The organism is Sphingomonas sp. CCH9-E2, from assembly GCF_001557215.1.
Classification (GTDB): Bacteria; Pseudomonadota; Alphaproteobacteria; order Sphingomonadales; family Sphingomonadaceae; genus Sphingomonas.
Genome location: NZ_LSJM01000156.1, coordinates 1 through 21,335, shown reverse-complemented (window position 1 = coordinate 21,335; position 21,335 = coordinate 1). Strand labels below are relative to the sequence as shown.

At 66.0% G+C, this 21,335-nt stretch carries 25 protein-coding genes and 1 pseudogene; 17 read left to right on the top strand and 9 right to left on the bottom strand.

The features are described from left to right. Together AX681_RS08360 and AX681_RS08355 are read left to right on the top strand one after the other, a co-directional pair. On the top strand, nucleotides 1-708 hold the full coding sequence (locus tag AX681_RS08360) for a hypothetical protein (protein ID WP_066660850.1): 708 nt from the start codon (nucleotides 1-3) through the stop codon (nucleotides 706-708). Then, nucleotides 705-1,427 (top strand): PepSY domain-containing protein, encoded by a 723-nt coding sequence (locus tag AX681_RS08355; protein WP_066660881.1) that lies wholly within the window; start codon nucleotides 705-707, stop codon nucleotides 1,425-1,427. The genes AX681_RS08360 and AX681_RS08355 overlap by 4 nt, the downstream gene beginning before the upstream one ends. Here the strand turns inward: AX681_RS08355 and hutC are convergent. After that, the gene (gene hutC / locus AX681_RS08350) at nucleotides 1,424-2,167 is read right to left on the bottom strand and encodes a histidine utilization repressor (protein ID WP_066660852.1); all 744 of its coding nucleotides are present in this window, start codon (nucleotides 2,165-2,167) and stop codon (nucleotides 1,424-1,426) included. The genes AX681_RS08355 and hutC overlap by 4 nt on opposite strands. Nucleotides 2,168-2,439: 272 nt before the next feature. Between hutC and AX681_RS08345 the strand changes: the two genes are divergently transcribed. The 7 genes from AX681_RS08345 to AX681_RS08310 all read left to right on the top strand — a co-directional run bounded on the left by AX681_RS08345 (nucleotide 2,440) and on the right by AX681_RS08310 (nucleotide 10,210). After that, the gene (locus AX681_RS08345) at nucleotides 2,440-2,880 is read left to right on the top strand and encodes a DUF411 domain-containing protein (RefSeq protein WP_066660863.1); all 441 of its coding nucleotides are present in this window, start codon (nucleotides 2,440-2,442) and stop codon (nucleotides 2,878-2,880) included. A gap of 243 nt (nucleotides 2,881-3,123) precedes the next feature. After that, nucleotides 3,124-3,516 (top strand): hypothetical protein, encoded by a 393-nt coding sequence (locus AX681_RS08335; RefSeq protein WP_066660866.1) that lies wholly within the window; start codon nucleotides 3,124-3,126, stop codon nucleotides 3,514-3,516. Nucleotides 3,517-3,607: 91 nt separating this feature from the next. Beyond that, nucleotides 3,608-3,883 carry a hypothetical protein gene (locus AX681_RS08330; protein WP_066660869.1) on the top strand — a complete coding sequence of 92 codons (276 nt, stop codon included), beginning with the start codon at nucleotides 3,608-3,610 and terminating at the stop codon, nucleotides 3,881-3,883. A gap of 81 nt (nucleotides 3,884-3,964) precedes the next feature. Continuing rightward, nucleotides 3,965-5,191: a TolC family protein gene (locus AX681_RS08325; RefSeq protein WP_066660872.1), complete on the top strand. Its 1,227-nt coding sequence runs from the start codon at nucleotides 3,965-3,967 to the stop codon at nucleotides 5,189-5,191. After that, nucleotides 5,188-6,660 carry an efflux RND transporter periplasmic adaptor subunit gene (locus AX681_RS08320; RefSeq protein ID WP_066682037.1) on the top strand — a complete coding sequence of 491 codons (1,473 nt, stop codon included), beginning with the start codon at nucleotides 5,188-5,190 and terminating at the stop codon, nucleotides 6,658-6,660. Before AX681_RS08325 ends, AX681_RS08320 begins: the two co-directional genes overlap by 4 nt. Next, the gene (locus tag AX681_RS08315; RefSeq protein ID WP_066663306.1) at nucleotides 6,657-9,794 is read left to right on the top strand and encodes an efflux RND transporter permease subunit; all 3,138 of its coding nucleotides are present in this window, start codon (nucleotides 6,657-6,659) and stop codon (nucleotides 9,792-9,794) included. Before AX681_RS08320 ends, AX681_RS08315 begins: the two co-directional genes overlap by 4 nt. Before the next feature lie 11 nt (nucleotides 9,795-9,805). Continuing rightward, nucleotides 9,806-10,210: a copper-binding protein gene (locus AX681_RS08310; protein WP_156442877.1), complete on the top strand. Its 405-nt coding sequence runs from the start codon at nucleotides 9,806-9,808 to the stop codon at nucleotides 10,208-10,210. Nucleotides 10,211-10,390: 180 nt separating this feature from the next. Here the strand turns inward: AX681_RS08310 and AX681_RS08305 are convergent, their stop codons facing one another. Beyond that, nucleotides 10,391-11,128 (bottom strand): hypothetical protein, encoded by a 738-nt coding sequence (locus tag AX681_RS08305; RefSeq protein WP_066663314.1) that lies wholly within the window; start codon nucleotides 11,126-11,128, stop codon nucleotides 10,391-10,393. 62 nt (nucleotides 11,129-11,190) lie between these two features. On the opposite strand from AX681_RS08305, the gene AX681_RS08300 reads away from it, so the two are divergent. Both AX681_RS08300 and AX681_RS08295 read left to right on the top strand, forming a co-directional pair. Next, nucleotides 11,191-11,766: a hypothetical protein gene (locus tag AX681_RS08300; protein WP_066663322.1), complete on the top strand. Its 576-nt coding sequence runs from the start codon at nucleotides 11,191-11,193 to the stop codon at nucleotides 11,764-11,766. A gap of 14 nt (nucleotides 11,767-11,780) precedes the next feature. Beyond that, entirely contained in the window at nucleotides 11,781-12,710 is a 930-nt protein-coding gene (locus tag AX681_RS08295; protein ID WP_066663325.1) for a hypothetical protein, read from the top strand. 19 nt (nucleotides 12,711-12,729) lie between these two features. Here AX681_RS08295 and AX681_RS08290 read toward each other — a convergent pair whose 3' ends face one another. Beyond that, the gene (locus AX681_RS08290) at nucleotides 12,730-14,319 is read right to left on the bottom strand and encodes a hypothetical protein (protein WP_156442878.1); all 1,590 of its coding nucleotides are present in this window, start codon (nucleotides 14,317-14,319) and stop codon (nucleotides 12,730-12,732) included. A gap of 129 nt (nucleotides 14,320-14,448) precedes the next feature. Here AX681_RS08290 and AX681_RS08285 point away from each other — a divergent pair, with 129 nt between their 5' ends. After that, nucleotides 14,449-14,685 carry a hypothetical protein gene (locus tag AX681_RS08285; RefSeq protein ID WP_066663336.1) on the top strand — a complete coding sequence of 79 codons (237 nt, stop codon included), beginning with the start codon at nucleotides 14,449-14,451 and terminating at the stop codon, nucleotides 14,683-14,685. Between the two features lie 29 nt (nucleotides 14,686-14,714). Here AX681_RS08285 and AX681_RS08280 read toward each other — a convergent pair whose 3' ends face one another. From AX681_RS08280 to AX681_RS08270, 3 genes are read right to left on the bottom strand one after another with little or no spacing between them, the layout of a single operon-like run. Next, nucleotides 14,715-15,299: a hypothetical protein gene (locus tag AX681_RS08280; RefSeq protein ID WP_231734902.1), complete on the bottom strand. Its 585-nt coding sequence runs from the start codon at nucleotides 15,297-15,299 to the stop codon at nucleotides 14,715-14,717. Then, nucleotides 15,296-16,063 (bottom strand): hypothetical protein, encoded by a 768-nt coding sequence (locus AX681_RS08275; RefSeq protein ID WP_066661354.1) that lies wholly within the window; start codon nucleotides 16,061-16,063, stop codon nucleotides 15,296-15,298. Before AX681_RS08275 ends, AX681_RS08280 begins: the two co-directional genes overlap by 4 nt. Nucleotides 16,064-16,100: 37 nt before the next feature. After that, entirely contained in the window at nucleotides 16,101-16,451 is a 351-nt protein-coding gene (locus tag AX681_RS08270) for a hypothetical protein (RefSeq protein ID WP_066661360.1), read from the bottom strand. A gap of 73 nt (nucleotides 16,452-16,524) precedes the next feature. Here AX681_RS08270 and AX681_RS08265 point away from each other — a divergent pair, with 73 nt between their 5' ends. Together AX681_RS08265 and AX681_RS08260 are read left to right on the top strand one after the other, a co-directional pair. Next, complete coding sequence (locus AX681_RS08265; protein WP_066661363.1) at nucleotides 16,525-16,794, top strand: hypothetical protein; 270 nt, start codon at nucleotides 16,525-16,527, stop codon at nucleotides 16,792-16,794. Nucleotides 16,795-16,837: 43 nt separating this feature from the next. Continuing rightward, entirely contained in the window at nucleotides 16,838-17,614 is a 777-nt protein-coding gene (locus AX681_RS08260; RefSeq protein ID WP_156442802.1) for a hypothetical protein, read from the top strand. Nucleotides 17,615-17,804: 190 nt separating this feature from the next. Here the strand turns inward: AX681_RS08260 and AX681_RS08255 are convergent, their stop codons facing one another. The 3 genes from AX681_RS08255 to AX681_RS08245 form a co-directional block, all read right to left on the bottom strand. Next, complete coding sequence (locus AX681_RS08255) at nucleotides 17,805-18,614, bottom strand: hypothetical protein (RefSeq protein WP_066661381.1); 810 nt, start codon at nucleotides 18,612-18,614, stop codon at nucleotides 17,805-17,807. A 175-nt stretch (nucleotides 18,615-18,789) separates the two neighbouring features. Then, entirely contained in the window at nucleotides 18,790-19,152 is a 363-nt protein-coding gene (locus tag AX681_RS08250) for a hypothetical protein (RefSeq protein WP_066661384.1), read from the bottom strand. A gap of 53 nt (nucleotides 19,153-19,205) precedes the next feature. Further along, nucleotides 19,206-19,733 (bottom strand): SOS response-associated peptidase family protein, encoded by a 528-nt coding sequence (locus tag AX681_RS08245; protein WP_066661394.1) that lies wholly within the window; start codon nucleotides 19,731-19,733, stop codon nucleotides 19,206-19,208. Nucleotides 19,734-19,782: 49 nt separating this feature from the next. Between AX681_RS08245 and AX681_RS08240 the strand changes: the two genes are divergently transcribed. The 3 genes and pseudogenes from AX681_RS08240 to AX681_RS08230 form a co-directional block, all read left to right on the top strand. Further along, complete coding sequence (locus AX681_RS08240; RefSeq protein ID WP_066661405.1) at nucleotides 19,783-20,400, top strand: SOS response-associated peptidase; 618 nt, start codon at nucleotides 19,783-19,785, stop codon at nucleotides 20,398-20,400. Then, nucleotides 20,397-20,882 (top strand): DUF1810 domain-containing protein, encoded by a 486-nt coding sequence (locus tag AX681_RS08235; RefSeq protein WP_082738008.1) that lies wholly within the window; start codon nucleotides 20,397-20,399, stop codon nucleotides 20,880-20,882. Before AX681_RS08240 ends, AX681_RS08235 begins: the two co-directional genes overlap by 4 nt. Before the next feature lie 80 nt (nucleotides 20,883-20,962). Continuing rightward, nucleotides 20,963-21,335: pseudogene (locus AX681_RS08230) on the top strand (hypothetical protein); the annotation flags it as partial.

Here is a 21,335-nt window from a genome sequence, read left to right as displayed (position 1 = left end):
ATGGCGAAAATCCGCTGGCCGTTGTTCGTCCGCCGCACGCACAAATGGCTGGCGCTGTTCGTCGGCATCCAGGTCGTGCTGTGGACGGCGACCGGCTTCTATATGGTCGTCGTCCATATCGACACGATCCATGGCGATCATCTGGTCCGGCCGGTTGTCAAGGCTCCGGTCTCCCTCGCCGGTGCCGTGCCTCCGGCCAGGATCGCCGCACAGGTGCCGGGTCTGACCGAACTGCGCCTGCAGCAGCGGCTCGGTCGCCGCGTCTGGCGCGCACAGGGCAAGGACGGCACGCTGGCGTTCGATGCGGCGACCGGTACGCCGCTGCCCGCGCTCACTGCAGACGAAGCGCGCCAGCTCGCGCGTGAGCACTATGCGGGCAGCGGCGAGATCGTCCGCACCACTTTGCTGACGACGCCTGAGCAGGAGATGGGATCGCGGCCGCCGCCCTACTGGCAGGTGGAGTTCGCCGGATGGAACCGGCCCACGCTTTATCTTTCGCCATCGACCGGCGAGCTGCTTGCCAAGCGGCACCTGCTGTGGCGCGCGTTCGATTTCGCGTGGATGCTCCACATCATGGATTACAAGGACCGCGAGAACGTCAACAATCCGCTGCTGCAGGTCGCGACCTGGTCCGCGCTCGCCATGGGGCTGACCGGCGCCTGGCTCTTGTTCTGGTCGTTCCCCCGCCGCAAACGAAAGGCGCGCTGATGCGTATCCGTCTCTCGCCGCTCCTGTTCCGGCGAATCCACAAATGGGTGGGCCTCGTCCTCGGTCTGCAGTTCCTGCTCTGGGCGCTGAGCGGAGCGATGATGGCGACGCTCGATGCGGATGCGGTCGGTGGTCATGGCGGCGCCGCGCCCCATGCCATGCCGCTCCAGACCGAAGGTCTGATCGATCCGGCCAGTCTCGTACAGAACGGCAGCGCCCAAGCGCTGGCGGTCCGCGACCTGGCAGGACGGCCGGTCTATGAGGTCCGCGATGCAGGCGGCACCCGCATCCTTGACGCGACCACCGGCGCCCGCATCGAGATCGACCAGGGACTGGCGACCGAGATTGCCTCGCACGGCATCGCCGCGCGCGTCGTGAAAGCCAGCTTGCTCACCAAGCCCAATCTCGAAGCACGCGAGCATTCGGGCCCGATGTGGCGGATCGACTTTGACGATGCCGAGCATAGCAGCGCCTATGTTTCCGCGACCACTGGCCGGCATCTCGTGACGCGCGGCGACACCTGGCGCACCTGGGACTTTTTCTGGATGCTCCACAATATGGACTATGTCAGCCGGATCAGTTTCAACCATCCGCTGATCATCTTCGTGGCCTTTGGCGTGCTCTGGCTCTCCGGGACCGGTTTCTACCTGCTGTTCAAGAGCTTCAGGGCAGCGGATTTCCGCTGGCTGCGTTTGCGCAGACGTTCGCGCAGCGCTTAGCCGGCATCGACCGCGAAGGTTGCCGAGAGCTCGTAACGGTCGGCCGGATGCGTAAGCCACGCATGCGACACGAGTAGCCCCCGGCTCCAGGTCCGGCGAGTCATGACCAGGACGGGCACATTGGGCGCCATGCCGAGCAGCGCCTGGGTTTCGGCATCGGGCATCGAGGCAGCGACCCGGTGCTCGACACGCTCCAGCGGCGCCACGCGTGTCAGATATTCGTTCGGCGTGACCGTGTTGAAATCGGTGACGCCGTAATCAGGCGCTGCCGCGGCGAGAACGAGCCGCTTCTCGAGCTGGATCGGAAACTTCGCCTCGTGGTGCACGATCATGCTGTGAAAGGTGCGCGTGCCCGCGCGGACGCCGAGCAGCTCGGCGACATCGGGATCCGCGCGCAGCGCCTCGTTGCACAGGACGCGTGACCGATAGCTATGGCCTCGCGCGCGAATTTCCTCGGCGATGTTGCGGATCTCGATCATGTGACCGATCGGCTTGGGCTCGGCGATATAGGAGCCGGCACCTGCGCGGCGCACGATGATGCCAGCGGTGCTGAGCTCGCGCAGCGCGCGATTGGCGGTCATGCGCGAGACGCCGAACTGCTCTACGATCTCCGCTTCCGACGGGACCCGGTCTCCCGGTTTCAGCGCTCCTGAACGCAGGGCGGCAACGATGTGGCGCTTGATCTCGATGTAGCGGGGCAGGCTCTGCTCCAAAATCACGTCAGATGCTGCCGTCGCCAAAGATCGCTTCCTCTTCCCTATATGAATTCGATATCTGTCTATACAGCTATGGGCGACGTCGCGCTCTGAATTTCGTCGTGATCCGAGTGATTTTGACCGAACCACTTGCGGGTCAGCGCTGGCTCGCGAATTGAGGGCATGGTGACCGCGTCCTGGGCTGCGCAAGGTCGCCGGACGGGAGTGCAGCCTGCCTGCCCATGGGCGTTTGCGCGAGGGGTAGGCGTGGCCTTTGCGTATTTCGAGCGAGTGTCCAATCTGTCAGGGAGAAACCAATGCGGGGCAACAGGATGTGGCTGTCACTGCTTCTCGTGATGATGCCGGCGAGTGCGCTTGCAGCGCAGCAGATTGCCGTTCATCGCGACCCGGGCTGCGGCTGCTGCGAGCAATGGGCGGTGCAAGTCCGCAAGCAGTTCGGTCGTCAGGTCCGAATGATCGACGACGCGAACCGCGGTGCGCTGCTGCGCAAGCATGGGATTCCGGCCGAACTGGTATCGTGCCACACCGCGATCATCGACGGCATGGTGTTCGAAGGGCATGTCCCGATCGCCGACATGAAGCGCGTCCTTGCCCAGCGGCCGGCGGGCGTGACCGGGCTGGCCGTGGCGGGAATGCCGATCGGCTCGCCTGGGATGGAGGTCGCCGGGCAACGCGCGCAGCGGTTCGACGTGATTGCGTTCGGCCCGGCAGGGCGGCGCGTCTATGCGCGGCACTAACGCGGCCTCGGCACATATCGCGAAGCGCGCCATCCCGAGGCCGCGCCCGACGAGACACGCCATCCCCCTATTCTTCGAGAATTGGGTCGTGCGGTGTCCAACGAGCTTCTGGTTCGTCGGGTCCACTTACAACGACCCGGCGGGCGGCGATCGAAACCCCTTGACCTTGACACTGTGGCAAGCCCTATTCCGGGTCGCGTGCCGACAGGTTGCACGCCTTGGGATCGAACGGGCCTTGATGCCGTGAAGCGAGTTCTTGCCCTACTGCTCCTCGCCGGCGCCCTCGCCGGCCTGTTCGGCGCGCAGGCGGCATTCGCATACGGGCCGGGCCTCGCGAAAGCGGCGGTCGAGAAGCCGACCGCGATGACGGGGCATGACATGGCCGGCATGGACTGCGCCGAGATGATGGCGCCGGCCAAGCCCCAACCTCCGGAACAAGGGCCTCAGCCCTGCAAGGGCATGACGCTCGCCTGCATCGCGCAGATGGGCTGCACGCTGCCTGTCGTGCTGGAAAGCGGACCGCTGCCTGCGGTCCTCGGGCCCGTGACGCCGCCGTTGTTTCTTGTTTCCCCGGCAACCCCACTCGCCGGCCGTTCCTACGGGCCCGAGCCCGAGCCACCTACCTTCCTTAGCTGATTTCAAACAACGCGCAGCGGCGCCGGGCATGGATCGCGTGCGATCCGCGGCGCCTCCGCGCGATCCCTGAATTCAGTCGAAGGATATTCTCATGATTCGCTTTGGTTACATCGCTGCGGCGCTGGCTGCCGCCGTTCCGCTTCCCGCCGCTGCCCAGACGGCCGATCAGGCTACCGCCTCCGGCCACTATGAGTGGCAGGCTACGCAGCAGCCGGGTCCTCGGGCGCCGCTCGCTGCCCCGCACCGGGTCTGGTTGGCGGACAATTCGCAAACTGCCGCAAATTGCGACTGCGCGATGATGAAGTCGCACGCGGGCAACTGCATGACGATGACCGGCATGGCGCCCAAGCGCCACCCGGCCAGCTGAGGCTGACCGGACCCGGTGCGGGCGGAGCGGCCATGCTTCGTCCGCCCGGGCTCCGGCTGGTTCCTTCAATAGGAGACCGTCATGCGCATTCTTTTGCTGGCGCCGCTGCTCGCGGCGCTTCCCGTTTCGGCGTTGGCCGAGCCGCTGACCTTCAACGAGGCACTGACCGTTGCGGTCGACCAGGCGCCTTCGCTGCGCGCACGATCGCTCGACGTCGATGCGCGGCGATCCACCGTCGGACCGGCAGGACAGTTGCCCGATCCCAGGATCGGCGTAGGGTTGGACAATTTCCCGATCTCGGGTCGGCCCGCCTTCACCTTCGGCGGCGATGAAATGACGATGCTCCGCCTGGGCGTGAGTCAGGACGTGCCGAACCTCGCCAAACGCCACGCACGCACGGGTCGCGCCGAGGCCGATGTCGGCGTTGCAGAAGCGCTTCGCGCCGTGGAATTGCGGCGCGTGCGCGTCGCGACCGCACTCGCGTGGATCGACCTCGCCTATGCCGAGCGGCGGCTTGCGGTCATCGATGGCGCGCTGGCCGATCTCGCCGATTATGTCGAGCCTGCGGCCTCCAGCATTGCCTCCGGGGGAGCGCGCCCAGCGCAGGCGCTCGAAATTCGTCAGGCGATCGCAGCGCTCCAGGATCGCCGCAGCGAAGTCGCGGCCGAGGTCGCGCGTGCGCGTGCGGCGCTTGCGCGGTGGACCGGGGACCCCAACCCCGAGGTCGAGGGCCCCATTCCGGAGTTCGCGATCGACCCGGTTGCGCTCCGCGCGGCGATCGACCGTCACCCGGACCTCGCGCTTGCCGATGCTCGCGTTCGCGTTGCCGAAACGGGTGTCGCCTCGGCCCGCGCGGACAAGCGATCCGACTGGAGCTTCGACCTCTCCTATCAGCGCCGGGGAAGCGGATATGGCGACATGGTCTCGGTCGGTGCGACGGTGAGCCTGCCGCTGTTCTCGCGGAACCGCCAAAATCCGATGATCGCCTCCTCGATCGCGACTGAAGGTGCGGCACAGGCCGAGCGGGAAGATGTGCGGCGTGCGCTCGCGGCCGAGCTCGAGGCCGGGCTCGCCGATCATGCCATGCACCATGAGCAATGGTTGCGCGCGCGCGATACGCTGCTCCCGCTCGCCCGCCAACGCGTCGATCTGGAGACTGCGAGCTATTCCGCAGGTCGCGCGAGCCTGATCGACCTGATCACCGCGCAATCGAGCTTTGTCGATGCCGCGCTGCTCACACTCGATCGCGAAGCGACGGTCGTGCGCGATGCTGCCCGGCTGGTGCTGACCTATGGAGACGATCGATGACGATCCAGCTTTCACGGGGCCGGCTCGCCCTTTCGGCCGTTGCACTGGCGCTCGTCACGGGCGCCGCCGGCTATGGCATCGCCCGGCTCGGCCAGACCGGCGCGCCGTCCGCGACTGTCGCCGATGGAGGACGCAAGATCCTCTACTGGTACGATCCGATGGTGCCGAGCCAGCATTTCGACAAGCCCGGCAAATCGCCGTTCATGGATATGCAGCTCGTTCCCAAATATGCCGATAAGGCATCGGGAGCGCCGGGCTTGTCGATCGATCCGGCAAGGGTGCAAAGCCTGGGCTTGCGCATCGCAACCGTAGAACGGGGCACGCTCGCAAGCGGGTTCACAGCGACCGGCACGATCGACTTCAACCAGCGCGACGTGGCGATCGTCCAGGCGCGTGCCGCCGGTTTCGTCCAGCGCGTCTACGGTCGAGCGCCCGGCGACGTGATCGGCGCAGGCGCGCCGCTCGCCGATATTCTCGTTCCCGAATGGGCCGGCGCGCAGGCCGAATATCTCGCGGTCCGACGCACCGGGGATGCGGCGCTGATCCGCGCCGCACGCGATCGGCTCGCGTTGCTCGGCATGCCGCCGGGCACGATCGCCGCGGTCGAGCGCGGCGGGCGACCGCACAATGTAGTCACGGTGTCGACGCCGACCGGCGGCACGATCAAGACACTCGGGGTGCGGCAGGGCATGACCGTTGCCGCAGGGCAGACGCTCGCGGAAGTGAATGGGCTCGGCACCGTCTGGCTCAATGCTGCGGTGCCCGAGGCGATGGCGGGGCAGTTGAAGCTCGGCCAGATGGCGACCGCGACGCTCGCCGCATTCCCCGGCCAGCGCTTCTCTGGGCGCATCACCGCGATCCTGCCCGATGTCCAGGCTGAGAGCCGCACGCTCACGGTCCGGATCGAGCTGCCCAATCGCAGCGGAGTGCTGCGGCCCGGCATGTTTGCCAGCGTCGATTTCGGCGGCGCGGAGCGCTCTGAGCTGCTGGTGCCGTCCGAAGCCGTGATCCGCACGGGCAAGCGCAGCCTGGTGATGCTCGCGCTTCCCAATGGTCGCTACCAGCCGGCCGAAGTGCAGACGGGGGCCGAAGGGGGAGGGAAGACCGAGATCCTCGCAGGCCTGTCCGATGGCGAGAAGGTGGTCGCCTCGGGTCAGTTCCTGCTCGATTCCGAGGCGAGCCTGTCGAACGTGCAGGCTCGCCCGATCGGTGGCGCGGCGCCGGCGCCCGTCGCGCAAACGGCGCTGTACGAGGCGGTCGGACGGATCGACAGGATCAATGCGGCCGGCGTGACCCTGAGCCACGGCCCCGTGCCTGCGCTCAAATGGCCGGCGATGACCATGACCTTCCGGCTTGGCGCGCCCGCGATTGCACGCGGGTTCAAGGTCGGGGACCGGGTGCGGTTCGGCTTCGACCGACCGCCCGAGGGGCCGACGTTCCGCCGTATGACTCGCGAGGCGGGTCAATGATCGCCGCCCTCATCCGCTGGTCCGTGGCGAACAAGCTGTTCGTCGTGCTCGGCGCGCTCGCGCTGGTCGCGGCGGGCCTCTGGGCGGTGCGCGCGACGCCGATCGATGCGTTGCCCGATCTCTCGGACACGCAGGTGATCATCCGCACCTCCTATCCGGGTCAGGCGCCGCAAATCGTCGAGAACCAGGTCACCTATCCGCTCGCGACCACCATGCTCTCGGTTCCCGGCGCGAAGACGGTCCGCGGCTACAGCTTCTTCGGCGACAGCTTCGTCTATGTGATCTTCGCCGACGGCACCGACCTCTATTGGGCACGCAGCCGCGTACTCGAGTATCTGAACCAGGTGCAGGGGCGGCTTCCCGAGAGCGCCAGGAGCGCGATCGGTCCCGACGCGACCGGGGTCGGTTGGGTCTATGAATATGCACTGGTCGACCGCACCGGCGGCCATGACCTGTCGCAGCTCCGATCCTTGCAGGACTGGTTCCTGCGCTACGAATTGAAGAGCCTGCCAGGCGTCGCCGAGGTCGCGAGCATCGGCGGCATGGTCAAGCAGTATCAAGTGGTGCTCGATCCGGTGAAGCTGGCCGGCTACGGCATCACCCATCAACAGGCCGTGGATGCGATCCAGCGTGCCAACCAGGAAGCGGGCGGCGCCGTCGTCGAGTTGGCCGAGGCCGAATATATGGTCCGTGCCTCGGGCTATCTGAAATCGCTCGACGATTTCCGTGCGATCCCGCTTCGGACCGCCGCCGGCGGCGTGCCGGTGACCCTGGGCGACGTCGCCACGATCCAGATCGGCCCCGAGATGCGCCGCGGCATCGCCGAGCTGGACGGCGACGGCGAAGTCGCGGGCGGTGTCGTGATCCTGCGCTCGGGCGCCGACGCGCGAACGACGATCGAGGCGGTGCGGACCAAGCTCGAGGACTTGAGGAAGAGCCTGCCTCCCGGCGTCGCGATCGTTCCCACCTATGACCGCTCGCAGCTGATCGACGCGTCGATCGAAAACCTCACGTCCAAGCTGATGGAGGAGTTCGTGGTCGTCGCGCTCGTCTGCGCGCTGTTCCTCTGGCACGTCCGCTCCGCGCTGGTCGCGATCGTGACCTTGCCGCTGGGCGTGCTCGCCGCGTTCGTGGTGATGCGTGTCCAGGGCGTCAACGCCAATATCATGTCGCTCGGCGGGATCGCGATCGCGATCGGCGCGATGGTCGACGCCGGAATCGTGATGATCGAGAATGCGCACAAGGCGATCGAGCGCTGGGAGGATGATCACACGGGCGAGGCACTTGCCGGCGCAGAGCGCTGGCGGGTGATCACCCAGGCGGCGATCGAGGTCGGGCCGGCGCTGTTCTTCAGCCTGTTGATCATCACACTGTCGTTCGTGCCGGTGTTCACGCTCCAGGCGCAGGAAGGCCGCCTGTTCGCGCCGCTTGCCTTTACCAAGACCTACACCATGGCGGCGGCGGCGATCCTGTCGGTGACATTGGTGCCGGTGCTGATGGGCTGGCTGATCCGCGGGCGCATCCCGTCCGAACAAGCCAATCCGATCAACCGCGTGCTGACCGCCATCTACAGGCCGGCAATCGACTGGACGCTCAAGCGGCCGAAGACCGTGCTGTTGATCGCCGCGCTGGTGTTCGCGACCACGGCCTGGCCGGCGACGCGGCTGGGCGGCGAATTCCTGCCCGCGATGAACGAGGGCGACCTGCTCTACATGCCTTCGGCGCTGCCGGGCCTGTCGGCGGCGAAAGCGTCGGAGCTGCTCCAGCAGACCGACCGGATGATCAAGACCGTGCCCGAGGTGCAGAGCGTGTTCGGCAAGGCCGGCCGTGCCGAGAGTGCGACCGACCCGGCGCCGCTCGAGATGTTCGAGACGACGATCCGGTTTAAGCCGCGCGACCAATGGCGGCCCGGGATGACGCCCGAGAAACTGGTCGACGAACTCGATCGGGCCGTGAAGGTACCCGGCCTCGCCAATATCTGGGTGCCGCCGATCCGCAACCGCATCGACATGCTCGCGACCGGCATCAAGAGCCCGATCGGAGTGAAGGTATCGGGCAGCGACCTGGCCGAAATCGATCGCATCGCCCGCCGGATCGAAGGCGTCGCGAAGTCCGTGCCCGGCGTCAGCTCGGCACTGGCGGAACGGCTGACCGGCGGGCGTTACATCGACGTCGACATCGATCGCGCGGCGGCGGCGCGCTACGGGCTCAACATCGCCGACGTCCAGGCGATCGTTTCGGGTGCGGTCGGCGGCGAGAATGTCGGCCAGACGGTCGAGGGCCTCGCACGCTATCCGATCAGCGTGCGCTATCCGCGCGAGCTGCGCGACAGTCCCGAGGCACTGCGCGCGCTGCCGGTGCTGACGCCCTCGGGTCAGCAGATCACGCTTGGCACGGTGGCGAAGATCGCCATCGCCGACGGCCCGCCGATGCTCAAGACCGAGAACGGGCGGCCCTCGACCTGGGTCTATGTCGATGTGCGCGGGCGCGACCTCGCCTCGGTCGTGTCCGACCTGCAAAAGGCAGTGGCGCGGCAGGTCAAGCTGTCGCCGGGGGTGTCGATCGCCTATTCAGGGCAGTTCGAATATCTCCAGCGTGCAGTCGACCGGCTCAAGCTGGTCGTGCCAGCGACGCTCGCGATCATTTTCCTGCTGCTGTTCCTGATCTTCCGGCGCGTCGGCGAGGCGGCGCTGATCATGGGGACGCTGCCGTTCGCGCTGACCGGGGGCTTCTGGCTGCTCTACCTGCTCGGCTACCACCAGTCGGTCGCGACCGGGGTCGGGTTCATCGCATTGGCGGGCGTCGCCGCCGAGTTCGGCGTGGTGATGCTGATCTATCTGCGCCACGCGCTGGAGGAACGCGGCCCCGATCCCGATGCTGAGCAGGTCGGGTTGGCGGTGCGCGAAGGCGCGCTGCAGCGCGTCCGCCCCAAGGCGATGACGGTCGCGGTGATCATCGCGGGCCTGCTGCCGATCCTGGTCGGTACCGGCGCCGGTTCGGAGGTGATGAGCCGGATCGCCGCGCCGATGATCGGCGGCATGATCACCGCGCCCTTGCTCTCGATGTTCGTGATCCCCGCCGCCTATCTGCTGATGCGGCGGCGCACCAAGCCTTCCACCACCGATCAACCCTGAAGGAGACGACGATGAAACTTCTGCATATCGCAACAACGCTCGGACTTGGCGGCCTGCTCGCCGCATGCGGCCCGAACGCCGAGACCAATGCGGCGGCGCCCGCCAACACCGCGATGGCCGATCCGTCGGGCAGCATGGCTGGCATGGACAATATGTCCGGCGACATGGGCAATATGGCGATGCCGGCCGGCGCGCAGATGGCGAAGAGCAGCGGCACGGTCACGGCGATCGACAAGGCGGCCGGCAAGATCACGCTCGACCATCAGGCCATCCCCGAGGTCAACTGGCCGGCGATGACCATGACCTTCGACGCCAGGCCCGCGCTGCTCGAAGGCCTGGCTGTCGGCGACAAGGTGGCGTTTGACGTGAAGATTGCAGGGAGTACGGGAGAGGTGACTGCCGTGACCAAGCAGTAACCGGCGCGCGGGGATCCTCGCGGTCGCGGTCGGCCTTAAGCTCTGCGAAGGAGCCCCGGCGTGCCGATCGAAAGCTTCCAGGAAAAAGGACGGGGTGGTGCGACGCCAGCGCGCCGCCCCGCCTGTCTCTGTTCGGCTACGCAGCCGAACTTGCTGCCCGGCTGCCGGAGGCGGCGCAGGTCACACGGCGAGGCCCGCGTATCGAAACGTCGGCTCGCTCCATCGCTGCGGCAAGCCTTGCCCGGCGACATAGCCGATGAGCCGATCTGCCAAAATCTCGGGTGAAGGGTTGGCCAGTCCGGCCCCCTCGACGATTTCGTCGATCCTCGGCGATGTTGAATGCACCCAGTCCAGTGCGACGATCGCCGGCGCCTCTTCCAGCGCCCGGGAGACGAACCCTTCCGACAGCCGGTGGGCATTTGCCGCCGCCAGCGTGACGATCGCACCCTTGGTATTGCTCAACTTGTCCACCGTCACCGCGTTGATCAGGCCCTGGCCCATCACCGCCTGGAGCGTCATCAGCCCGGCGCCGAGCGCCACAATGTCGGAATCTCCGTTGCGCCGCGCCTCGGCCTGCACCGCGCGTGGCCGGCACCCGCTATAATCCGCAAGATCGCCCTCGGCGATCGAGGCACGGGCGACGCAGCCGGCCTCGGTCATGCCGCGCATCAGCATGATGGCGAGCGCCGCGCAGCGGTCCAGGCTTTCCTCGTGGAAGTCGCTGGCGATGTAGAAGCCGTCGCCGATCTGGTGCGCGAACAGCCGCTCGCCGTCGTTCGGATAGCAATTTCGGCCGATCTCGAAGATCAGGCGTGTCAGCTCTCCAAGCCCGCGCAGCGCCAGATCGCCCGCGCTCCACAAATTGCTGAACCCCTCGACATCGATCCAAATGCCCCAACGCGGCTTGTCCTCATCCACTCCGTTTCTCCCGCGGCGCCGGTCCGGCTTCCGGTCATGCGCCCGCGCGCTATGACTGCGCAATGGGACCTTTCGACCTCGACCATGTGCCACCACCCTGCTGGCCCGATACGCTCCGGCCGGTGGGTGAAGCGACCCACGCCAAGGAACCGTTCGACGGCTGGTGGGCGCGGAATGCCCAGGCGCTCGGGCATCTGCCCCGTGACCTGTGCGAGCAGTGGATATACCGGCACTGGACCCATTCGCCCTTCAGCTTCCTGCCGCTGGACAGCCTTGGCTGGGAACGCCGCCTGTGGCGCGGCGACGACCTTCTCGCCTCTATCCATCGCGCCTGGGGCGGCGAGCTGCATCCCCGGTTCGACTATGACACGTTCCAGCGGCGCGGCGGCGCCGACCGGCACGCAACGGCTGTCGCGCTCGATGGGGGGACTTGGGACTATCCCATGCTGCTCCTATCTACTCCGGTCGGCGTCATCGATGGCGGTGCGCGATTGCCGGACGTGCGTCTGGTCATTGTCGAAGGGCATCAGCGCCATCGCTACCTGAACGCGTTGCATGTCCTTGGACGCGCACCGGCGGGGCCGCATGAAACCATCATCCTGTCGACGCCCCTGACCGGTGGCGGGCAGGTGCGATAGAAAGTCGAAATCCCATGAAGATCATACTCGCCTGCGACGAATCCGGGGCAAAAGGCTATGCCGACCAGGACGAGCAATTCCCCGGCCAGGTCGGGGTGTTCGCCGGCCTGTTCGTGCCCGAGGAAAAGCTCCGCCTTGCCGAGCAGCAGCTCGAGGCGGCGATCGCGCCCTATCGCGGCACCGACGGCAAGCTCCACATCACCGATCTCGCTCCGGCGCAGCAGGCTGGCCTGCGCGCCGATATCTTCGCGGCGGTCCTTGCGCTGAAGCTGCCCTGCTTCTGGTACGCGATCCACGTCGCCGGCTTCCACGCCTGGCACCGGAAGACCGAGGCGCTGCACGCAAAGGCCAGGGCGGAAATGGCGGCATTGAACCCCAACCCCCGCATCAAGGTCGGCAGCCCGCGCGAAAAGGCGGAGTCACTCCACGCGATCCTGTTCACGGGCCTCTACGCCCACATCGTCGCCTATGTTGAGGAACGCCGCCCGGGCCCGGTCGAGATCGTGGTGCGGACCGACAATGTCGACGCGCCGATCGCGAAGCTGTTCCGGCAAAAGGCCGAGGATCTGCTGAACTTCGATCCCCGGACGAGCCGCGCCACCGGCTTCGATACCCTCACCAAAGCGGTGGTGAGCGCCGAGATGCGCTTCGAGGCCGAGATACCGCCCGAACTCCAGGTCGTGACCGAGGTAACGAGCCTCACCATCACGCCCGTGGGCGATGAGGATCCGATCGTCGTCGCAGCCGATGTGCTCGCGAACAGCCTGTGTCACCTGTTCCACCACCGGGCGCCCGACGAGCTTTACGGCGATCTCAACCGGCCGTCGGCGGTCGAGTCCCATCCGCTGCTGGATGTGCTTGCTACCTTCAAGGATTGGGGCGACCGCGACATCAGCGACCGCATGTACCGCCATCCTTCGGCCCCGCCGCTCGAGGCGGAGTAGACGCCGCCGCCCGGCCGAATCAGGTCTTGTCGGTGTCGCCGTCTTCTTCCGTGCCTGTCGCGAAGAAGCTGGCGATGCCCGTCCGCCGCTGCGTATCGGCAATGAAGCGCTTATAGGCCGGCTCCGTCGCCTTGATGCGTGCGATGTCGCGAAATCGGTAGTTCGAGCCGGTCCAGCAAATGCGGTCGCCATCGGGTTCGGGAACGAGATCGATCGTCGCGACATAGACCAGGAAGTGACCTTCGAGGCCGATAAGGCTGAAATAGAGCGTCTCGGTGGATTTGCCGAAGGCGATCGCTTCGGCGCCCAGCTTCGACCTCATCGTGAAGTTCATCGGCGACAAGTCGCCCGGGCGGTTGATGAGCGCGTCGAGCAGGTCCAGCGCCTTCGACGCCTCGACCAGGGTCTGGAGCGACAATTTCGTGGCCGGCCATCCCGCAGCGCTGAGCGCCCGATCGGCAGCGGACGCGATCCGCTCGCCGGCCGCCCATTGGCCGACCGTGGCCGGGTCGATCTGGGTCGTGACCGGGCTGACGATCGGGGGCTCGGATTTTCCGATCTGAACAGTGAGTTCGAGCTGGTTTCGCCCGAGCGCCACGAGGAAGCCGTGCAGCGTGCCCCATTCCGCAGCGCTCACCTTCATCTTCGCGATCTGCTCGGTTTCCAGGGTGAGCGAGATCTTCGTCGACATCTTGTCGCCGAGCTTGCCTCCGATCAGGAGCCTGAACATCGGCGTGCGGGCGAGGAATCTGAACCGGCCTGCGGTCAGCATCGGTGCAGGCAAGCCATAGATGTCGCCGCGGAACCGGAACTCACGGCCGTCCCCGGTATCGCGGCCGACAATCTCGCAGCGATCGAAGGGCTGGGGCGTGATCTCCAGCTCGCCGTCCTCGATCCTTCCCTTGTCAGGAAACGGAAGGGCGAGACCGAACCGGGTCTCCAGCGTCTCCACCGTCACATTGCTGAGTTTTCGCAGGCCAAGAAAGGCGTCGAGTACCTCATCCTCGTCGGCCTGGAACGAGGTCGTCATCGTCAGGCGGTCCTTGCCGAAGCCAAGCTCCTTCAGCTGTCGCTGCTTGGCGATGGCGTAGGCACCCATATCGGGACCGATCGCCCTCTCGAACGCGGCACGGGCGGCGATGCCGGTTGCCGCGATCGGTTCGAACCAGCGCGCGAGCGGCAGTGCGATCTCGACCTTGTTCGCGGCCTTGCCGTCCTGGGTGGCCTTCCGGAGCTTCTCCAGAACGAGGCCGAGCAATGCACCCTCCAGATGCGCCACGCGCGCGCCGGCGAAGTTCAGGTCGTCATCGACCTCGAGCACGAACAGGAAGGATGGCTTCAGGTCCTTGGCGATATGCTCCAACGAGGACAGCCGCAGCTTGACGGTCTTGGCCCCGGCCCAAACCGTTTTCAGCTGGACCAGACAGGATCGAGGCGTCGGGCGGCTGTCGAGGGGGCCGGGCTCGGTGAATTTCCAATCGACCACATAGTCCCAGCCCTTTCGGTCCCGGGTCGAGGGGTTGGGAATGAGACTGGCATCGGTACACAGTTCGGGAAACCTGGACTCGCCCTTGCTGCCAAGGTCGTCCGAATTCAATTTTCTGCTCATTGGGGCATGATACGACAGCGCTGGTGATCCGCGCCATATTCACGCTCGCGCCGGTGCGCCTGCCATTGCCCTAGCCGCTGGACAAGAATGGCCGCCGGTTCGTAACACACCCGGAAAAGGGGACCTGCGTTGGCGTTTATCGATGAGCTCGTTGAGGGCGGCGGGAATTTCATTTTCACGCGGAGCGAAGGTGGCGGGTCGCTCAAGCCTGCCAGCGGCAGCGACGCCGATCTCGCATCATTCCAGAATCTGGTCCGCCGCGTGCAGGCCAATGAGGGCGATGGCTACTCCATCCATCTCGAACATCCCTGTTCCGATCGGCCTGGAAATCTGATCGACTTGCTGGTCCTTCAAATCGACGACTGAACAGCAGAAGCCCGTTCAACCGGCGGGCTTCACGCCGGCCGGCCGATCGCTGCCGCCTCGGCAATATAGCCACGATAGGCATAGTTGATCAGGTCGCGCACCAGCTCGAGCAGCCCGCCGGTCGGAAGGCCGTCGAACGGATCGCCATGCGCGAGCAGGTTGCGCCGGTCGGCTAGCGTCGGTTTGGTTTCGCCGGTCAGCTGGCCGATCGCCTTTCCGCCGCACCGAACAGACATCGGAATCTGGGCATCGGTCAGCCCGTCAACCTCAACCATGTGCAGGAGCAGTGTCTTGAAGCTGCGCTTGCGCCTGGAGATCGCGCCGCCATACCGGTCCATCAGCGACAGCTCGAGGGCGATCAGCGCCGCCAGCTCGCCGGCCTTGATCAGGTTGAAATCGATCCAGCCGAACAGATAGAGCCGCTGCGCCCGGTCGAACCTGGCCCGCACGATAGCGGGAATGCGCGGGTCGACGCCCAGGCCGGTGACGAAGTCGCGCCACTGGGCTCCGGTCTCGAATTGCAGGAAGGCGCCGGGATTGCCGTCCGCCGGCCAGGGGAGCCGCAACGGCTCACGCTCGAACTGCACGACCGCTTCGGTTGGGTCGGTCATCATGGATAGCGCGCCTGGATGAACGCGCCGATGCCGTCGAGCATCTCGTCGATCTTGGTCAGCGTGTGGCGGATCAGCGCATCGCTCATATAGATGATCCAGGTCTCGCCATTGGTCTGCGAGCGGTCGAACCAATTGGGCGGCCATCCCTCCCGCACGATCGTCGCCTCGAACTTGGCGCGCTCGGCCGCAGGCCATTCGAACCCGTGATGGAGCATCTTGTTGCGGTAGCCGAAGATCGCGCCGAGCATCTGGACATAGTCGGCGGGCATCTGGGACGCGAGGCCGGTGGCCTCGACCAGCTGCACGATGCCGCGGAGCACGTCCTTGTCCTTTCTGCCGGTCGCGCTGAACACATAATGCGGATCCCAGAATTTCTTGTCCGAGATCGCACCCGCGCGCGGGCCGGTAGGCGTCACTGGCCGCACCGGTGCCTCGATATCGCGGATGCCGCCGAAGATCCCGACGAACAGGGATTCGAGGAGCGGTGCGAGCATTCCGATCGCCGACGCAGAATGCGCGGCGTCCTGGAACACAGAGCCGTGCATCTCGTCGACCCAGCTATTCTCCAGGTGCATGCCATATTCGCCCGAGGCCTTGCTCGCGCGCTCGGCCAAATCCTTGATGTCGTCCTGAAGCGCCGCGTCCGCTTGGGCGTGCTGGTGCAACTGGCCGCGAATGGCGCGAAGTTGCGCTTCGAGATCGGCGTCGCCGAGCAGCAGCACCGCATAGTCGCGGTCGGTCAGGCCGAAGGTGTTGCCGCCCATCTGTTCAGTCTCCTCCCTTGGCCTTATTGCCGTCAGTCTAGGAGATGCGATGACGACCTGCAGCCAGACTGGCCACTGCATTCTTAGCAGCATCGGATGCTTCATCTATGATTTCCAGACGCTGCTCGTGGGGATCGCCGCGATCGTGGTCGCGGTCTTTGCCGGGATACCGGTCTGGCGGCAGCTCAAGGACAGCAACCTTCAAGCGCGCATCTCCCACCGGGAAACGCTGGCCACGTTGCTGCGCGCCGCGCTCCGTCGCTATGCCGAGGTCGAGAAGGCTGTCCGCGAGCCCATGTCGTTCGCGAGCCGCGTCACCAGCGATCCGATCGGCGAGCCGGTCGATATCGAAGCCGAAGACGCGCATCATCTCGAGAATATGCTGCACAGCGTGCTCGACTGGTATCTCGTTCACACTGCGCGATACCGAGCATGCCGATATCGAAGCCGCCAAGACGACGTTGAAAGCAGCGCTCGACCGGCTGGTCGCGACGCTCGGCGAGGCCCATTGGGCCGATCACAACGAACAGCACGATGAGGATCACGACTTCTCGGACGAGGCCTGGGCGGAGATCGAGGCGCGTTGCGACGCTGCCAAAGTCGAGGCGACCGAACGCGTCGGCGAGGTCGAACAGGCGCTTCGCGTGCTGAGGGGCGCGCAGCAGCAATGGGTCCAATCGCTGCGCTCGCAGATCGCGCGGCTCGACCTGCAGATCGCCGCGCCGCGGTGACCGGCGCGTGCCGCATATGCCCGGCCGGGAACTGAGGCCCGCCGTGCCAGATGCGCCGCTGTTGATCGATCTGCGCAGCTTCGTCGAAGCCCATGGCGAGGATCCGCGCTACAAGCTCCTCGGCAAGCTGGTGCGCAACGCACATTCAATGGTGTCGATCCGCTTCGACCTGCACCGTGCGCTCACCACCATGCATCTCCTGTCGGACCAGCAGACGACGCTGGCCGCGCAGCGCGAGCGCGGCAAGCCGGCGACCGAGTCCCAGGGGCTCTTGTGTTCGTCGCTCTTCGTGACCGCGCTGTTTCTTTACGCTCGCGCGGTCCACAGCCAGGGGCGCGACCGCAGCACGCTCGACCTGCGCGGCGGGCTGCCGGCCGAATTGCGCGGCGAGCATGAGCGCATCCTCGCGCTGCGCGACCAGCATTTCGCGCACTATGTGTCGGGTGGCGCTTGGGAGGATTATCGCGTCGTCCTGGTGCTGGGCGACGACACGATGGGGATCAGCTATCCGAACGAGCGCCGCCTGTTGCGGGCCGAGGACGCCTATGCGCTCCACCGTCTGCTTGAACATGCTCAGGCGCTGACCGAGCGGGCCTATATCAAGGCATCCAATCGACTGAACGCGGAATTGAACCGGCTGTTCGACGATGATGACTTTGCGGATGCCGCTGGTGGGTTCCGGTTCGAGCCGGAGCAGTTCTTCACCTCAGGAGAGGTGCCGGGGTTCATGGATTCGCTCAATGCCCAGAACTGGTCGTTCGACGCCGAGATGAAGACCGACTTCAGCTACCGGCCACCACCCGATCCGAGCAAGGACTGAGCCTTCGTGACCTGCATCGTTCCGGAAAGGGGAAGGCCTTCCCCTGACGGCGAGCCTCGCGTCTCGCCATACCCCTTCTGCGGGGGCCGGCCCCCGCAACGCCCCCCGGATTTTCCGGGAAGAGGAGTGGTGGTGGTGCGTGGGGTGGCCGCCCCGCTTGCCTGCGTGGCGCAGAAGCGCGAGGCACCGCTTAGGCGGCCGCGCGCTTGCGTTCACGCTGGCGCAGCCGTTTCACATAGGGGCCATCGACCAGATCCTCGGCCGCAAGGTCGAGCGCGCAGTTCGCGAATGAGGCATAGCTGTTATCGGTCAGCTTGACCCCGCTCGGAATGAAGCCCCCGTCGTCGGTGCCATTCTCCGCCATCGCCTCGAACCAGGCCTTGAAGAAGTCGGCGAGCGATGCCCGGCTGCCTTCGGTCGCGGCAGCGGTAACGGGATCCGTCGGCTCGAGTTCTGCACGCTCGGCATCATGGCCGATCGCTGCGACACAGGCGCTCGGCGATGGCCAGTATTTGAGGTCGAACTGCCCTTTCAGGCGACGCAATTCCTTGCGCACATAGCTGCCATAGAGCGGATTTCCCGTTCCGGCGGCGTCGATTGCCTGGACAATGTGGTAGAAGCTGTCGTCCGCAAACCCCGAACGGGTGCGAAGGTCGCTGCGCTCGTCGAGCAGCGCCGCCAACTCGGCGGCCCTCGACGCGATAAGCTGGTTCACTTTGCCCAGGCGCTCGCGGCCTTGGCGCGCCTTCTCGATCTCTTCGGGGTTCCAGAACGCAGCGGTCTCGGCCAGCGTCCGTGCGAAGATCGTCAGCGCATGCGGATATTTCCCGATCTTGGCGTACAGGTCGCGATAGGCGTCGGTGAGCTCAAGCTTCCGCAGGAGCAGTCGGTCGAACACCGCATTCTCGCTCGCATAGATATGGTGCTCGACATTGTAGGCGCGCTCGGCACGTATCGCGTCTTCACAGGCAGTGATCGGGTCGGTCAATTCGGTTTCCATTCGCGCGGTCCGTATGGGTGATCCTCCGAAGCTATGCGGAAACCCTCATGCTGTCGGCACCTGGGCGCAGAAAGTTTGCGGGCAGCTCGGGTACCTTGCCTTGATGTACGCGCCCAGGCCGACGAGCATCCCATCGAAGCGCGCGAACGCTACCCACCAATTCCGGCGGCGGGGGTCAGAATGGCAAGTCGTCGATGAAGAGGATCAGCTCCTGGAAGCCGCCGGCCTCGAACCCGATCCCGGTTTCGGTGTCGCCGAGCGGAAAGCGTGCGGCGGCTTCGAGGACCGATCGCGCATCGGACTGGCGTTCGGGGTCGTGTGCCGCGGTCCATTTGGCCAAAGCGGTGACGCGGGCATGGAGCGCCGCGGATGCCGCTTCCTCCTCGAACCCGGCTTCGCGCGCATAGGCCTGAAGCGCGAGCGCCTGCGCATGCGGGCTGGCGCGAAGGTGCGCGGGGAGCGTCGCCAGCACTTCCAGCGCCGCCTCGAGCTGGGCGGCGCTGACCGGAACTGCGTTGAGCAGGTCGGTCGCACTCATGGGGGCGTCGCTGGGCCTGACGGCGGATGCCATGGAAAGCATGTCCTTGATCCTTAGAGCGCCAGCTCGGTCTGGCGCAGTTCGGGCGCACGCGGCGCGATCTCGGTGACGGTGAAGCTGCGGGCGGGACGCGGCTGGAGCAGTTCCGCCTGCGGCACGGTCAGGTCGAGCCATTCCATTCTCTGGCGGCGGAGCAGCACCGCGCCCTGACGCTCCTGGTAGAAGAAGACGTCCGGGTTGGCCTCGATCGTCACCACGGCATAGCTGAGTGGCCAGTCCGGGTTGGCCGGTCGCCAGACGCCCGCGAGGTAGAACCAGTTCCCGTCCTCGAGCGTCACCCGGAAGCGCCGGTCGCCATTCTTGATGTGGAATTCGCTGGCCGGGATCAGGCAGCGATGGGTCGGAAACGTCTTGCCTTCCGAGCGGATGAACTTGAACGGCTTGGTTCCCTGGCCCTCCCAGGGCTGGAGGCCCCAGCCGGCCTCGACCATCTCGACCTCTTGCGCATCGTCGGGATTCCGCCGGATGATGGGGCGGCGGGTGCCGAGCGTGGCTTCCGACTCGAAGGGACTCGCTTTCATGGTGAGAACATAATGCGAACAGGCGTGCGGCGCAAATCGGAGAGTGTCGATGTGCAATGACTACCGGCTCGAGGTCGACATCGCCTCGATCATGGAGGATTTCGACGATCTCAAGATCAAGATCGATCTGCCCGAAGGTACGCCGAACGTCGCGGCGCGCGAGGACATCAAGATCACCGACGTGGCGCCGATCGTGCGCAGCGCCGCGGGCGGTGGCGGCGAGCTCGTCAACCGGCGCTGGAGCTGGCCGGGCCATGGGCCGAAGAGCAAGCCGGTCTATAATTACCGCGCCGAGGGCCGGTCGTTCGGGGACCAGCGCTGCCTGATTCTCGCCGACGGCTTCTACGAGTTCACCGACCCCGAGGACCCGAAGCAGAAGCGCCTCGACAAATGGCTCTTCACCATGGCGGATCATCGCTGGTTCTGCATCGCCGGCATCTGGCGCGAAAGCCCGGTCGGCGAGGCCTTCACGATGCTGACGCTCGACGCCGGCGAGGACGTCGCACCCTATCATCACCGCCAGATCATCCCGTTGCCGCGCAACCGTTGGGCGGCCTGGCTCGATCCGGCGGTGCCGGCCGATGATGTGCTCGGAATCCTGCCCAAGGGCAGCCTCCTGCCCGAGCGGGTTTATCCGCCCGCGGCTGCGCAAGGCGCGTTGCTGTGAGCGCGGGCGCGGACTCGTTGGATCGGTTCGCGGAGGCCCAGGCACCGGTCTATGCAACCGCGCTCGGCGAAATTCGGCGCGGCGCCAAGCGGACCCACTGGATGTGGTTCATCTTCCCGCAGCTCGCAGGGCTTGGGCGCAGCGAGACCGCCCGCTTCTTCGGCATTTGCTCGCTGGACGAGGCGCGGGCCTATCTGGCCCATCCGGTCCTTGGTGCGCGGTTGAGGGAATGCGTCGCCGCACTACAGGACATCGCGGATCGGAGCGCCAGTGCCGAGGCAGTGTTCGGCGAAGTCGATGCGATGAAGCTGCGATCGTCGCTGACCCTGTTCGCCGAGGCCGGCGCCGGGCCGTTGTTCCACGCCGCGCTGGAGCGCTGGTTCGGCGGAAGCCGGGATCCGGGATCCGGACACGCTGGAGTTATTGGCGCGCTGAGCCTTTGGGCCAAGCCAGGAACGAACCCGCTGTCGGTGTCATGGTAGCGATCGGCGTTCGCTGATAGCATTGCGCCGCGTATCGCGCCAAAGCGCTACGAGACCCTTAGAACAGAAAATGCGAACCGATGCAGCGGCTGGTCATCGACACCAATTACCTCGCTGACGAGGGGCTGCAGAACTACCTCGCCGCGTCGCGCCACAACTTCGGGCTCATCAACCAGATCACGATGGTCGAGGTGCATAAGGAATATGCGGCGACCAATGCCCGGCGCCTCATGCAGATCGCTTGCCGCTTTCCTGGCCAGATCATCATCCTCCGCGATCTTGTGGATCTCACCAATATGGACGGGACGACGGCCCGGCTCAGCCGGCGCATGATCGATGCCGACCAGACGGCCAAGTTCGGCGCCTATTGCGAGACGATCATCCATGCGCCGCTGGACACTGATCTGCCCCCCGCTGAGTGGCCCAGAGACTATGATAGTCTGGACCATGAAA